The sequence below is a fragment of the Promicromonospora xylanilytica genome, assembly GCF_054782895.1.
On the sequence record NZ_BAAGRP010000012.1, the window covers coordinates 123,323 to 136,914 of the forward strand.

11 protein-coding genes are annotated in these 13,592 nt (G+C 73.1%); 6 read left to right on the forward strand and 5 right to left on the reverse strand.

The features are described from left to right. Nucleotides 1-4 precede the first annotated feature (4 nt). Nucleotides 5-1,426 (forward strand): Gfo/Idh/MocA family protein, encoded by a 1,422-nt coding sequence (locus ACYVK7_RS14145; RefSeq protein ID WP_460888357.1) that lies wholly within the window; start codon nucleotides 5-7, stop codon nucleotides 1,424-1,426. A gap of 7 nt (nucleotides 1,427-1,433) precedes the next feature. Then, nucleotides 1,434-3,635 (forward strand): alpha-N-acetylglucosaminidase, encoded by a 2,202-nt coding sequence (locus tag ACYVK7_RS14150; protein ID WP_460888358.1) that lies wholly within the window; start codon nucleotides 1,434-1,436, stop codon nucleotides 3,633-3,635. Nucleotides 3,636-3,751: 116 nt separating this feature from the next. Here ACYVK7_RS14150 and ACYVK7_RS14155 read toward each other — a convergent pair whose 3' ends face one another. The 3 genes from ACYVK7_RS14155 to ACYVK7_RS14165 all read right to left on the reverse strand — a co-directional run bounded on the left by ACYVK7_RS14155 (nucleotide 3,752) and on the right by ACYVK7_RS14165 (nucleotide 6,885). Beyond that, nucleotides 3,752-5,188, reverse strand: coding sequence for a UTP--glucose-1-phosphate uridylyltransferase (locus ACYVK7_RS14155; RefSeq protein ID WP_460888359.1), 1,437 nt, complete (start codon nucleotides 5,186-5,188; stop codon nucleotides 3,752-3,754). A gap of 64 nt (nucleotides 5,189-5,252) precedes the next feature. Beyond that, nucleotides 5,253-5,873, reverse strand: a complete 621-nt coding sequence (locus ACYVK7_RS14160) for an L-threonylcarbamoyladenylate synthase (RefSeq protein WP_460888360.1) — start codon at nucleotides 5,871-5,873, stop codon at nucleotides 5,253-5,255. Between the two features lie 10 nt (nucleotides 5,874-5,883). After that, entirely contained in the window at nucleotides 5,884-6,885 is a 1,002-nt protein-coding gene (locus ACYVK7_RS14165) for a threonine ammonia-lyase (RefSeq protein ID WP_460888361.1), read from the reverse strand. A 95-nt stretch (nucleotides 6,886-6,980) separates the two neighbouring features. Between ACYVK7_RS14165 and ACYVK7_RS14170 the strand changes: the two genes are divergently transcribed. Beyond that, nucleotides 6,981-7,901 carry a LysR family transcriptional regulator gene (locus ACYVK7_RS14170; RefSeq protein WP_460888362.1) on the forward strand — a complete coding sequence of 307 codons (921 nt, stop codon included), beginning with the start codon at nucleotides 6,981-6,983 and terminating at the stop codon, nucleotides 7,899-7,901. 47 nt (nucleotides 7,902-7,948) lie between these two features. Further along, entirely contained in the window at nucleotides 7,949-8,407 is a 459-nt protein-coding gene (locus ACYVK7_RS14175) for a hypothetical protein (protein WP_460888363.1), read from the forward strand. 22 nt (nucleotides 8,408-8,429) lie between these two features. Here the strand turns inward: ACYVK7_RS14175 and ACYVK7_RS14180 are convergent, their stop codons facing one another. Together ACYVK7_RS14180 and ACYVK7_RS14185 are read right to left on the reverse strand one after the other, a co-directional pair. Beyond that, nucleotides 8,430-8,987, reverse strand: coding sequence for a DinB family protein (locus tag ACYVK7_RS14180; RefSeq protein ID WP_460888364.1), 558 nt, complete (start codon nucleotides 8,985-8,987; stop codon nucleotides 8,430-8,432). Continuing rightward, the gene (locus tag ACYVK7_RS14185) at nucleotides 8,984-9,805 is read right to left on the reverse strand and encodes a class I SAM-dependent methyltransferase (RefSeq protein WP_460888365.1); all 822 of its coding nucleotides are present in this window, start codon (nucleotides 9,803-9,805) and stop codon (nucleotides 8,984-8,986) included. The genes ACYVK7_RS14180 and ACYVK7_RS14185 overlap by 4 nt, the downstream gene beginning before the upstream one ends. Before the next feature lie 132 nt (nucleotides 9,806-9,937). On the opposite strand from ACYVK7_RS14185, the gene ACYVK7_RS14190 reads away from it, so the two are divergent. Further along, entirely contained in the window at nucleotides 9,938-10,915 is a 978-nt protein-coding gene (locus ACYVK7_RS14190; RefSeq protein WP_460888366.1) for a hypothetical protein, read from the forward strand. Nucleotides 10,916-10,990: 75 nt separating this feature from the next. Continuing rightward, entirely contained in the window at nucleotides 10,991-11,389 is a 399-nt protein-coding gene (locus ACYVK7_RS14195) for an OsmC family protein (protein WP_460888367.1), read from the forward strand. Nucleotides 11,390-13,592 lie beyond the last annotated feature (2,203 nt).

Genomic DNA, 13,592 nt, shown 5'->3' on the forward strand with positions numbered 1-13,592 from the left:
GGACATGACGACGACACCGGTCCGGCTGGCCGTGCTCGGCGCGGGCGGCCGGGGCGCCGAAGCCTACGGCCGCTGGGTCAGGGCACACCCGGACCGCGCCCGGATCGTGGCGGTCGCCGAACCCGACCGGCACCGCCTGGACGCCCTCGCCGGCACGACGGCCGCCCGCTACCCCGACTGGTCCGGCCTGGTCGCCGACCTCGGCCGGCTGCGGCCCGACGCCGTGGTCGTCGCGCTACCGGACGCCCTCCACGTCGCGGCGGCGGCCGCCGTGGCCGACGCGGGCGTGCCGATGCTGCTGGAGAAGCCCGCCGCCCCCACGCTGCCCGACCTCACCGAGCTGGCCCGCGTGGTGCGCCGGACCGGTGCCCGGATCGCCGTCGGGCACGTGCTGCGGTTCGCGCCGTTCTGGCGCGCGGTGCGCACGCTCGTCGCCTCGGGCACGCTCGGCGACCTCGCGACGATCGAGGTGCGCGAGAACATCGGGTACTGGCACTTCGCGCACTCGTTCGTGCGGGGTAGCTGGCGCAGCGCCGCGACGTCCAGCCCGATGGTGCTCGCCAAGACGTGCCACGACCTCGACCTGATCCGCTGGCTCGCCGGGGCGGCACCCCGGACCGTGGCGAGCGAGGGCTCGCTGCTGCACTTCCGCCCCGAGAACGCGCCCGACGGCGCCCCCGACCGCTGCACCGACGGCTGCCCCGCCGCCGCGGACTGCCCGTTCTACGCGCCTCGCTACTACGTCGACGCCCTCCGGGACGTCACCGACCACCCGGTCACGATGCTCGGCAGCGACCTGTCCCCCGCCGGTCGCCTCGCCGCCCTGCGGCGCGGACCGTACGGCCGCTGCGTCTACCACGCCGACAACGACGTGGCCGACCACCAGCAGACGCTGATGCGGTTCGGCTCCGGCCTGACCGCCTCGCTCACGGCCAGCGCGTTCACCGCCGAGAACACGCGGCACCTGGCGATCACCGGCACGCGCGGCCAGCTGCACGGGCACATGGAGTCGGGCGAGATCCGCGTCGACCTCTTCTCGCCGACGGGCCGGCTGCCCGACGCTCTGCTCGACACTCTGCCCGACGCTCTGCCCGACGCTCCCCGCGACGCTGTGTCTGACATCGAGCTGGTCGGCTCCGGCACGGACGGCCCGCTCGGGCACGCGACCCACACGCTCGTGGCCCGCCCCGCCGACGGTCCCACCGGTCGCGGGAGGCACGCCGGGGGCGACGACGGGCTCATGGACGCGTTCTGCCGCGCGGTGGCCGACGGCACCGTCGGAGCGGGCGAGCTGTCCTTCGCCACCGCGCTCGACAGCCACCTCATGGCGTTCGCGGCCGAGGAGTCCCGCGCGGGCGCCGGTGTCGTGGACTTCGGGCCGTGGGCCGACGGGGTCCTCGGTCCCGTCGGCGGAGGCTCGTCGTGAGCGCCCCGTGAGCGCCCCGTGGGCCGACGCCGTCCGTGGCGTCGCGGAGCGGGCAGGCCTGGACGGGCGCCTGGTCACGGTCGAGCGGCTGTCCTCCGCAGCGCACAGCGCCGGTGACTACCGGGCCGAGCACGGACGGCTCACGGTGCGGGGCACCGACGCGGTCTCCGCGTCCGTCGCGCTGGCCCGGTACGTCCGGACGCACCTGGGGACGCGCCTGAGCTGGCAGCGGCCGCACGTGGACCGGCGCCCGCTGCCGGACGCGGGCCGTACCGCCGTCTCGTCGCCGCACGAGCTGCGGTACTACCTCAACGTCGTGACCTTCGGCTACTCCACGCCGTTCTGGGGCTGGGACCGCTGGGAGCGCGAGATCGACTGGATGGCGCTGCACGGCGTCACGCACCCGCTCATGCTGGTGGGCCACGAGGCGGTGCTGGGCGAGACCTTCCGCCGGGCGGGCCTGCCTCCCGCCGACGCCGCCGAGTGGCTGGGCGGCGCCGCGCACCTCCCGTGGACATTCATGGGCGGCATGCACTCGTTCGGCGGGCCGCTGCCCGCACGCTGGGCGGAGCGCCGTGTGGAACTCGCCGGGCGCATCCTGGACCGGATGCGCGATCTCGGCATGACGCCGGTGCTCCCCGCGTTCGGTGGGCACGTCCCGCCCGCGCTCGCCGGCCCGGATGCCGACGAGATCGAGTGGCAGGACTGGCACGTCCCGCTCCTGCACCCGGCGTCGGCCCGCTTCCAGGACCTGTTCGCGACGTTCGCGCGCGTGCAGCGAGAGCTGCTCGGCCCGGGCAGCGGGTACTACGCCGTCGACCCGTACATCGAGTCGGTGCCGCCGTCGGGCGACGTCGACCACCTGCGCGCCGCCGGCCGGGGGACGTACCAGGCCCTCGCTGCGGCCGACCCCGACGCCGTCTGGGTGCTCCAGGGCTGGCCGTTCCACTACCAGGGCTCGTACTGGACACCGGACCGCGTGGCGGCATACCTGCGTGACGTGCCCACCGACCGGACACTCGTCCTGGACCTCTGGGGCGAGCACGTACCGCTGCACACCGCCCTCCTCGCCGACGGCGCGCCCCTGGGCGGACGGCCGTGGGTCTGGTGCGCGCTGCACAACTTCGGGGGCCGGCCGGCGCTGTTCGGCGACCTGCCCGGCCTCGTCCGGGACGTGCAGGCCCTCCCGGACGGCGTCCCGAACCTGCGGGGCGTCGGCCTGGCCCCGGAGGCCATCGAGAACAACGAGATCTTCTACGCGCTCGCGACCGACCTCGCCTGGGACGACGCCCCGCGCTCCCCCGCGGACCTCGACGCCTGGGTCGAGCGGTTCGTCCTGGACCGGTACGGGCTGTCACCCGCGGACCCCGCCGCACACGTGGCGCTACGCGCTTGGCACACTATTAATTCCACCCTCTATGCGGACGGCCGCACCCGCACCATCCCGACCCCCGTCATCGCGCGCCCCTGGACCGCGGGGCTCCCGTTCCCCGCCCAGCGCAGCGCGGGCGAGGCGCTCGCCGGTCCGACGACGGCGGGCGGGGCCGGGCCGGCGGCGGAGGCCCGGCCGCCCACGCCGTCGTCGAACGTGGACGCCGAGAACGACCCCGCGATCGCCGCCGCACTCCCCCGCCTGGCCGCGGCGGCGCGGGACCTCGCCCAGGTTCGCGACACCCTCCCGCCGTCCACGCCCGCGCGGGACGTCCTCGACGCCGACATCGCCGACCTCACCGGCCATGTCCTCGCGCAGGGCACCCGGGTGCACGTGCGCGGCATCCTGGCGGCGGCCCGTGCGGGCGACCCGGACGGCGTCCGCGCCCACATGAGCCGCCTGCGCACCGACCTGCTGACGCTCGACGACCTGGCCGGCGCCCGCCCGGAGACCCGGGTCACCACCTGGGTCGACGCCGCCCGCGCGTGGGGTGACACCGACGTGGAACGGGATGCCATGGAGCGCGAGGCTCGGAGCCTGGTCAGTGTCTGGGGCGGGCAGCACAACGGCCTGCACGACTACTCGGGCAGGCACTGGCAGGGCCTGGTCCGCGACCTCTATCTGCCGCGCTGGCAGGCCTGGGCGGACTGGCTCGCCGACGCCGCGGCGGGCGGCCCGGTACCGCCGACCGCGGACCCGACGGCGCTCCGCGAACGGATCGTCGCGCTGGAGGAGGCGTGGCGCGCCCGTACAGCAGGGGCACCGGATGATCGGTAGAAGGTCAGGAGGTCGGCATTCCGGGGTGCCGATCACCTGACGTTCTGCCGACCACTCCGGGCCGGGGCCGGGCCGGTCCCGGGCCGGTCCCGGGCCGGTCCCGGGCCGGGACCGGGTCAGAAGCCGTTCGGGCCCACCGTCGCACCGTCCGGCACCGTGCCACCGTCGCCGGCGAGCTGCGCCTTGCCCTCGGCTCGCACGCCCGCCCCGAAGGTCCAGTCGCCGCGCACGGTCAGCGAGTCGGCGTCGCGCAGCGACGGCGCGCCCGCCGCGAACCGCTCCGTGAAGGAGTCGATGAGCTTGTAGTGCGCCTTGTCCAGGTCCACGAGCGGTGCCGGGGCCTGGGCCTCGAGCCGGTAGTCGTCGGTGAGGTCGTACACGTCCGACCGCAGCACGAGCAGGTCGTTGGTCGTCTTGACCGGCAGGAACCGTGACCGCTCCACCTCGATCGCCGTCGCACCCTCGAAGACGGCGACCGCCGCGCCCATCGCGGACTCGATCTGCACCACCTTCGGCGACGACGGGTCGGCCGGGTCGACCGTCTTGTCGTTGCGGATCAGCGGCAGCTCGAGCACCCCCGAGGTGCGCTCCAGCTCGGCGGCCAGCGCCTCCAGGTCGAACCAGAGGTTGTTCGTGTGGAAGAACGGGTGCCGGGTGGCGTCCAGCGACACGGCGCTGTCGTCGGGGTGGGTCTGCGCGGTCTCGCGCTGGACGATGCGGCCGTCGGCCTTGCGGACCACGAGCTGCCCGCCCTTGACGTCGGCCGGCGTCTTGCGGCAGAGCTCGGCGGCGTACGGGGCGCCCGACGCGGCGAACCAGCCCGCGATCGTGGCGTCCGGCGTGGCCCCGAGGTTGTCCGAGTTCGAGACGCACATGTACCGGAAGCCGGCCTCCAGCAGCGCGACGACCACACCGGAAGCGTGCAGCGCCGGGTACAGGTCGCCGTGCCCGGGCGGGCACCACTCGAGGTCGGGGTCCTTCTCCCAGGTGACGGGCGTCAGGTCGTCGCTGAGCAGCTTGGGCTCCCGGTTCTGCAGGAAGTCGACGGGCAGGCCGTCCACCGCGATGTCCGGGTAGCGCTCCAGGGCTGCCAGCGAGTCGTCACGGGTGCGGAACGAGTTCATGAACAGCAGCGGGAGCCGGGCCCCCGTGGCCTGCCGCGCGGCGCGGACCTGACCGACGATGATGTCGAGGAAGGTGAGCATCTCGGGCTCGGTGGCCGGGCCGTCGCCGGCACCCTCGGCCGAGCCCGGCGCGACCCGGACCGGCAGCAGCGACTTCGCCTGGTCCATGCCCATGGACGTGCCCAGCCCACCGTTGAGCTTGAGCATCGCGGTCCGGGCGAGGGCAGCGGCCGCCTCGTCGGCACCGATCTCCAGCTCCGCGCGGTTCGGGATGTCGACGAGCGGATCGATGTCGTCCTCACGAATCAGGCCGCTCTCACCCGCCTGGAGCAGATGGTAGAACCGCGTGAACGTCTCGATGGCGGCGGGTGCCACGCCGGCTTCGGTCATCTTGGTACGGGCCTGCTCGAGCCCGGTGGGGTCCGTCATGCGCTCAGGCTATGCGAACCCGGTGACACCGCGGACGGGCGCCCGTGGCGTCACTCGAATGGCGTCACTCGAAGCGGGCCGGATCCCCCGCGCCCACGCGCACCACGTCGGGGAAACCGTCGGACCAGTCGACGACCGTGGTGGGCTCGGTCCCCGCGTCCCCGCCGTCGACGACGGCGTCGAGCACGTGGTCCAGCTCCTCCTTGATGGTCCAGCCGTCGGTCAGCGGCTCGGTCTGGTCCGGCAGGATGAGGGTGGAGGACAGCAGCGGTTCACCGAGCTCGCGCAGCAGCGCCTGCGTCACGGCGGAGTCCGGGATGCGCACGCCCACCGTCTTCTTCTTGGGGTGCGCGAGCCGGCGGGGCACCTCGGCGGTGGCCGGGAGGATGAACGTGTACGGCCCCGGGGTGGCCGCCTTGATGGCCCGGAACGCCGAGTTGTCGAGCTTCACGAGCTGCCCGAGCTGCGCGAAGTCCGAGCACACCAGCGTGAAGTGGTGCTTGTCGTCGAGCTTGCGGATGCTCCGGATGCGGTCGGCGCCGTCGTGGTAGTCCATGCGGCAGCCCAGCGCGTACGAGGAGTCCGTCGGGTAGGCGACCAGGGCGCCGTCGCGCAGCATGGAGACGACCTGCCCGATGCTGCGCGGCTGGGGGTCGACGGGGTGGACGTCGAAGTAGCGGGCCATGCCGAGGAGCCTAGTCGGGTCGCCGGACCAGGGCGCGCCGCAGCTCCTCCGCGCTGGCGTTCCCGCCCGTGCAGACCACGCCGACCCGCCGCCCCGCGAACCGCTCGGGGTCGGCGAGGACGGCCGCGAGCGCCGCCGCGCCGGCTCCCTCGGCGACGGTGTGCGCGCCGGTGAGGTAGAGCTGCTGGGCGGTGGTGATCTGGTCGTCGCCGACGAGCACGAAGTCGGTGAGGTGCTCGTGCATCAGTGCTTGGGTGAGCTCGAAGCCGCAGCCGACCGCGAGGCCCTCGGCGCGGGTGGTGTTGGCGCGTTCGACGAGCGTCCCGGTGTGCCAGGAGTCGTGGGCGGCGGGCGAGGCGGCGGACTGGACGCCGATGACCTCGGTGCGGGGTGCGACGGCGGCGGCGACGAGGCTGGCGGCGGCGGCGCCGGACCCTCCGCCGACAGGGACGACGAGCACGTCGAGGCCGGGGGCCTGCTGGAACAGCTCGAGGTAGAGGGTGCCGACCCCGGCGATGATGTCGGGCTCGTTGGCGGCGCCGACGAGGCGGGCGCCGGAGTCCTGGGCGAGTGCGGTGGCCTGCTCGCGGGCGTCGTCGAAGGTGGCGCCGTGGAGCAGGACGTCGGCGCCCTGGTCGAGCACGGCGCGCAGCTTGACGGGGTTGGGGTCGTCGGGCATGACGATGGTGCAGGCGGTGCCGGTCAGGCGTGCGGCGTACGCGACGCCCTGGGCGTGGTTGCCGGTGGAGTAGGCGACGACGCCGCGGGCGCGCTCGGCGTCGGACATGGACAGCAGGAGGTTGCTGGCGCCGCGGGCCTTGAACGCGCCGGTGCGCTGCTGGTTCTCGTGCTTGACGACGATCGCGGCGTCGGTGGCGCGGTCGAGCTCCGCGTACTCGCCGACGGGGGTGCGGACCACGGTGCCGTCGAGGCGGGCCTGGGCGGCGAGCACGTCGGCGATGGTCGGTGGTGTCGCTGACGGGAGGAGGGCGGGGAGCGTCGCGAGCGTCATGGGTCCAGCGTGACCCGCACATGACCCATAGGTCCAATACCTGTTACGAAGACTTTCGATCGATAGCACCTATCTTTCTGGGTTAGCCTGGGGGCATGACCGCAGAGCTCGACCTCACCCGGCTGCGCGTCCTCGCGGCGGTGGCCCGTACCGGCTCCGTCACGGCAGCGGCGAAGGAGCTGCACTACGCGCAGCCGTCGGTGAGCCACCACCTGTCCCGCCTGGAGGCCGACGCGGGCATCCCGCTGTTGCAGCGCCACGGCCGCGGCGTGCGCCTCACGGAGGCCGGCCGCCTGCTGGCGAACCGTGCCGAGGAGATCCTCGGCCGTGTCGAGGGCGCCCGCCGCGAGCTCGACGCGCTCGCCGGCCTGCGCGCGGGCCGCGCCCGTCTCGCCGCGTTCCCGTCGGCCCTCGCCACCGTGGTGCCCGACGCCGTCGCCCGGCTCCAGCAGGAGCATCCGGGGCTCTCGGTCGGCCTGGTGGAGCACGAGCCGCCGGACGCCGTGGCCGCCCTGCAGTCGGGGGCCGTCGACGTCGCGCTGGTGTTCGAGCACATCGACGTGCGCCACGCGCGTTCGATGGAGGACCTGTCGCGCTACGAGTCGACGACGATCCTGGACGACCCGGTCAACCTCGTGACGGCGGCCGACCTCGACGCGGCCCCCGTGCCCGGGTACGTGCCCGACCTGAAGGTGCTGGACGACGAGGAGTGGATCGCCGGCTGCGAGCGGTGTCGTGCCGACCTGGTCGCGCGCTGCGCCGCCGTGGGGTTCGCCCCACGCATCGCCTTCGAGACCGACGACTACGTGGCGGTGCAGGCCCTGGTCGCCGCGGGTGCGGGCGTGAGCCTGCTGCCGGGCCTCACCCTGCGTGCCCACCGGCATCCCGGGATCGCGACCGCGCCCCTGCCGGGCGCGGTGCGCCGGGTCAAGGCGCTGACCGTCGGCCCGCCGGCGCCGCCGGCGGAGGCGCTGATTCGGCAGCTCGTCGCCGCGGGCGCTAACGTCCCACTGTGAGCCAGACCACCCGCACGGGCCTCGCCGGCTGAGAACTCTCCGGCCCGATGCTCCTGCTGTCCACGTTCTTCTACTCCGCGGGCGCCGCCGTCGCGGCCTTCCTGGCGCTCGAGGCGTATCTCGCGGTCGCCGCCGTCGACGACTCCTACCCGAGCGTGGTCCTGGCCGCCGTCGCGGCCGCCGGACAGGTCGCCGGCAAGCTGCTCTGGTACTGGGCGGGTGCGGGGACCACCCGTCTGCCGTGGCTGCGCCGCAAGCTGGAGGCGCCCAAGGTCTCCGCCGCGATGACGCGGTGGCGGGACCGCACCGACGGGCGCCCCGTGTACACCGGGCTGGTGCTGCTCGCCTCGGCGTTCGCAGGGCTGCCGCCGTTCATGCTGATGTCGGTGGTCGCCGGCGTGCTGCGGGTACGGATGTGGTTGTTCGTCGGCACCGGCCTGGTGGGCCGGTTCCTGCGGTTCTGGATCGTGCTCGAGGCCGCCGACTACGCGTGGTTCCTGCTCTGACGCGTCGGCCGGCGCCCTCGCGTCAGAGGTCCGTGGCGCCGTCCAGCGCCTCACGCAGCAGGTCGGCGTGTCCGGCGTGCCTGCTGTACTCCTCCACCATGTGCACGAGGATCCAGCGCAGGGAGAACTGCCCCATGCGTCCGGCACGTGCTGCGGTCCGGTCCAGGGCGCCCTTGCCGGGCGCAGGCGTCTCGGCGAGCACGTGGTCGAGGATCCGCTCCGAGGCCGCGACGGCGTCGTCGAACAAGCGGGTGAGCTGCTCGGGCGTGTCGTCGAGGGCACTGTGCCAGTCCCAGTCGTCGTCGGCCGCCCAGTCCACCGTGTCCCACGGCGGGGCCGGCTCGTTGCCGGCGAGCCGTACGTTGAACCACACGTCCTCGACGTACGCGAGGTGCTTGAGCATCCCGGCCAGCGTCATGGTCGACGGCGCGTGCGGGGTGCGCAGCTGCTCGACGGTCAGCCCGTCGCACTGGCGCCGGATGGTGGCGCGGTAGTAGTTGACGAACGTCCGCAGCGTCGTGATCTCGTCGCCGGTCAGCGGCGGGTCGGTCCTGGGGATCGGGCTGGTGGTGGCGGTCATGACGCGACCGTACCGATCGCCAGGATGTGCTGGCTCATGTCGGTCACCCCGCCGGTGGTCGACAGCGACCGCGCGAGCGTGAGGGCCGCGTCGATCAGCGCCTGCGCCTCCGGGGCGTCCAGGGCCACCCGCTCCAGCGCCCCGCCGGCGGGCCCCTCGATGCCGTGCACGACGACGTCGGACAGCCCCGCGTCCGTCGCCTCGGCCGCCAGCTCCGCGGCGTCGTGGAAGTGGGCCGCCGGGAACGGGATGTCGTCAGGTGCCGCACCGTGCTCGAGCACCGCCTGCCAGTCCGTGGGCCGGAACACCTCGTAGCCGCCGCCGACCAGCGCCGCGAGCCGCGTGATGGCGGCGGCCGCCACGAATCCGCCCGGCCGGGCCACCCGGACCGCCTCCCCGAGCGCGCGGAGCCGGTCCGCACGGTTCGCGAGATGGTAGAGCGGGCCCAGCAGCAGCACGGCGTCGAACGATCCGTCCGCGAGCCCCAGGCCCGGCGCCGCGAGGTCCCGCGCGTCGCCGATCCGCGCCTCGAACGTGCCGTGCTGCGCCGCACGGGCGACCTGCCCGGGGACCGGGTCCACCAGCAGCACGTCGTACCCGTCCGCGGCCAGCGGCACCGCGTGCACCCCGGTGGCCCCGCCGACGTCGAGAACCCGCGCGCCCGGCACGAGCCGCTGCCGGATCAGCTCCTGCGTCCTGATGTGCTCCACCGGACCCTGCGCCGTGGCGGTGAGCCGCGCGTGCTCGTCCCACCCCGTCCGCCCCGCGTAGTACTCCTGGACCCGCAGGTCGACCGCGCGCTGCTCCCTCTGCTCCATGGCCGAGACCGTAATCGTGTCCCCGGACCTGCCGCCACGTGTTTCCGGGAAGAAAACACTTGGTCATTTCACCCGAGCCGAATCGTTACGTGTCCAGTACGCCTCTTTTGCTCGGAGTGTGATCATGGCAACATGCGCAGGGTGCACCTGATCCGAGAATTCGCACCTGACGCCTACGAGTTCGCGCTGTCGTCCTGGTCGTGGATCGGGACCGGTGACAAGACCCCGCGGTTCGCCTCCTGCTTCGGCGACATGTTCCTCGAGTCCCTCGACGGCTGGTGGTTCCTCGACACGGTCGAGGGCACGCTCGAACGCCGGTGGAGCACCATGGACGACATGTTCGCCGAGCTCGAGGGCGAGGAAGGCCGAGCCGAGTACCTGCTCGAGGAGACCCTGAACGCCGCACTCGGTCAGGGCCTGCGGCTCGACGACGACGAGGTGTTCGCCTTTCTGCCGCCCCCCGCCGTGACGGGCACGATGTCCGTGGACTCCCTCGCCCCGCTGCGCTTCGCCATCGCCGCGAACCTCGCCGGGCGGATCCACGGTGAGCTGAACGGCGTGCAGCCCGACGCCGGTGCGTCCGCCCTGTTCGCGGCGCAGCAGGCTGCGGCCCAGCAGGCTGCGGCTCAGAGCTACGCAGCGCCGGGCTACGCCGCGCAGAACACCGCCGCGCAGGGTGCCGCCCCCACCTTCGACGCCCCGAACCCCCAGACCGACCGGTGGGAACCGTCCGCGCAGCAGGTCAACACCGGCGCCTACCCCGCCTACCGGCCCACACCGATACCGGACCAGGACGCCTACGAGCCCCGGTACGCCGCGGGGTCCGAGCTGGACTACGGGTCCGGCCAGCAGGCCTATGGCTCCGGCGGGTACCCGGCAGCGCCGTCCGCCGGGTATGCCGCGCCCGCCCCGAGCGGGACGTACTCCGCCGGACCGAGCGGATACAGCGCGTACGACTACGTGGACAACTCGCACACCGCGGACTCCGGCCAGTTCAGCCAGTACATCGCCGACCAGTACAACACCGGCCAGGTGGCCGCCGTCGAGCGCGGCGCGTCCGTCCCGGCCCGGCCGCGGCCGCACCAGGACGGACGCTGGTCGTACGCCTGACGGGCTACCGCTCCTCCGACCGGCGGTTGCCCATGCTTACGTGCCCGATCCCCCGACACCGTGCATGCTGCATCTATGAGCGCGCTGTCACCCTTCGGCATCACCGCCGGTGCAGGTAGCCTCCGCCCCGCCGACGGGGTCACCCTCCCCCACGCCTGGACGGCCAACGGGATCGTCGCCCGTCCGGCGAGCAACGGTGCACAGATGCTCCATCTCGCCGTCGCGGTCTGCGTCCTCAACGACACCTTCCGCGAAGCACGCGAGCTCGGCATTCCCGTGACCGGTGCCGTCGTGATCGCCGACGGCGCTTTCGACGATCAGTGGCGTTCCACCGGCATCGTCTACACGCTCACCGTCGATTCGCCCGCACCGGCCGACGACGTCGAACGCCTCGTCGCGCGCGTCGACGACGTCGCCGAGATCCCGCGCACTCTACGAGCCGGTGCGGAGGTCCGACGCTCTACCGGGGACTGAGCCATCGCAGCCGCGCGCTGCCTCCGCCTGCTCCGCACCCAGCGTCGGGTCGGTGCTCGTGTCGACCGGTTCGGGGAGCCAGGGCCCGGTATCCGGTGTCGTCCGGCCCTTTGTCGTCCAGGTACGGGGCAGTCGATGTCGTCATGGGGTGAGTCGCCCACACGGTGAGCGCACGGCCCGGCTGAGTCCGAGGTTCTCCGACCTCGTACGTGTTCGGGTCGCAGCCGGCACTGGTGGCCGCGTCGAGCAATGAGTGGCGAACGATGTCGTGGGTCTGCGCGATCGCGGCCCGTGTCGTCGTCACCCGTGACGTGCCCGCCGGCATGCTGGTCGCGTGTGCCCGGCCAGGTGGTCAAGAGCATCGGCTGACCGGGCGTCACGACCCCCGTCCGGAGCACCACCGTCCCTGCGGGATCTCGGTGCCGGGATGTCGGTGAGCGTGAGTAGGGTCGGGATCCACGGCCCGTGCTCGCACTCCCGGGCCCTTCGGGTATCTGGACCCCGGCGTTTGTCCACAACTTCGAATCTGGGGATGCAGCCGATCGCTATCGAACATATATTCGACATGTAGGCGATCATTCATCGCATCAAGACTCACATCACTGACGACGGAAGGTGTACGCGATGGGCATGAGCACCGGCCCGGCTCGCGGGCTCACCGCCGAGCTCGAACGGACGCTGGGCCGTGCCCTGAGCTCGTCGTCCACGATCGGTTCATCCACCATGCCCTCCGGCTCGATGCTCGGCAGTGGTCCGGTAATGTCGTCGCCGCCCACCTGGAGCTGGGGCGCGGGCTGCCTGGACGGAGAGGGCGTGCTGCCTGCGGCGATCGTGTCGTGGCGTGGGCACGGCCCGGCGGCGGCCGTCCGGACCACGACTCGGCAGGGCACGCCCACCGACGACGCGACCGCCGGCATGCCACCGGCCGATGACGCCAGCGATGTGGTCGACACCGGAATCGACTCGCCGCCCATCGACTCGCCGCCCATCGACTCCCTGCCCATCGGCGCGGGGCTGGTCGGTGCGCTCGCCGAGCTGGAGGTTGCTGATCTCGGGGACGACATGCTGCTGGACGTGGCTGCGCGGTGGCAGGACGTGGTGTCGTGGGCCACGGCGATGCAGTCCCGGGCGCTGGCCGAGATCACCCGGCGTCGTGGCTGGACGAAGGAGCACAACGCGGCGGCCGCGGAGATCAGTGCCCGGCTCCGCGTGCCGCAGGGCGAGGCGAACAAGCATCTGGCCCGCGGTGCGGNGAAGGCCGACATCCTGCTACGCAGCGGCAACCCGCTGAGCACCGAGGAACGCGAGGAGGCCATCACGCGGTACCTACCGCAGGCACCGGACCACACCCGCCGGTGGTTACGCGACAAGATGAACGCCTACGCGAACGCCCTGCACGGCCGGACCACGGTGGCCAAGCACGCCATGACCCGCCGCGCCGTCTTCCTGGACCCCGCCGACAACCAGATGGCCTGGATCAGCGCGAACCTGCCCGCCACCGACGCCACCGCCGTCTGGGACGCCATCGAGCAGGCCGCGCACACCCTGCGCCGTGCACCCGGGTCCACCAGGACCCTGGCCCAGGCACGGGCCGACGCCCTGGTCGCGATCACGACCGGCCGCCTCGTCGTCCCACCCCAGGCACCCTGCGACCCCACACCGAAAGACCCCACACCGGCGGGTACTACACCGGCGGGTCCCGCACCACAGGGTTCCGTGCCGGCGGGTTCCGTGCCGGCGGGTTCCGTGCTGGCGGGTTCCGTGCTGCCGCGCACGACCGTGCCGCCGTCGGGCTGCACCTGCGGTGGGTGCACCTGCGACGCAGCCAGTGTGCGCGTCATCCCGGTCAAGCCACACATCCGCATCACCATCCCGGCCAGCACGCTCCTCGGCCTCGACGACACCCCCGGCCAGCTGGACGGCTACGGGCCGATCCCCGCCGACGTCGCCGCACGGATCGCGACCGACGCGACCTGGCAACGACTGGTCACCGACCCGATCACCGGGATCCTGACCGACTACTCCACCACCACCTACCAACCAGGCAAGATCCTGCGCCAAGCAGTCATCGCACGCGACCAGACCTGCGCATTCCTGCAGTGCGACCGGCACGGACGCTGGGGCCTTCGCCCCGAGAAGTGGACACGTCTTCGTGTGGTCAGGCGGCCAGCCGTAGCGTAGCCGGGTCGGTTTCGTGTTCGTA

Bases quoted from the DNA above. Each gene is read 5' to 3' on its own strand.
- ACYVK7_RS14145 (WP_460888357.1), top strand. From the start codon at position 5: ATGACGACGACACCGGTCCGGCTGGCCGTGCTCGGCGCGGGCGGCCGG.
- ACYVK7_RS14155 (WP_460888359.1), bottom strand. From the start codon at position 5,188: ATGACGGACCCCACCGGGCTCGAGCAGGCCCGTACCAAGATGACCGAA.
- ACYVK7_RS14160 (WP_460888360.1), bottom strand. From the start codon at position 5,873: ATGGCCCGCTACTTCGACGTCCACCCCGTCGACCCCCAGCCGCGCAGC.
- ACYVK7_RS14165 (WP_460888361.1), bottom strand. From the start codon at position 6,885: ATGACGCTCGCGACGCTCCCCGCCCTCCTCCCGTCAGCGACACCACCG.
- ACYVK7_RS14170 (WP_460888362.1), top strand. From the start codon at position 6,981: ATGACCGCAGAGCTCGACCTCACCCGGCTGCGCGTCCTCGCGGCGGTG.
- ACYVK7_RS14175 (WP_460888363.1), top strand. From the start codon at position 7,949: ATGCTCCTGCTGTCCACGTTCTTCTACTCCGCGGGCGCCGCCGTCGCG.
- ACYVK7_RS14180 (WP_460888364.1), bottom strand. From the start codon at position 8,987: ATGACCGCCACCACCAGCCCGATCCCCAGGACCGACCCGCCGCTGACC.
- ACYVK7_RS14185 (WP_460888365.1), bottom strand. From the start codon at position 9,805: ATGGAGCAGAGGGAGCAGCGCGCGGTCGACCTGCGGGTCCAGGAGTAC.
- ACYVK7_RS14190 (WP_460888366.1), top strand. From the start codon at position 9,938: ATGCGCAGGGTGCACCTGATCCGAGAATTCGCACCTGACGCCTACGAG.
- ACYVK7_RS14195 (WP_460888367.1), top strand. From the start codon at position 10,991: ATGAGCGCGCTGTCACCCTTCGGCATCACCGCCGGTGCAGGTAGCCTC.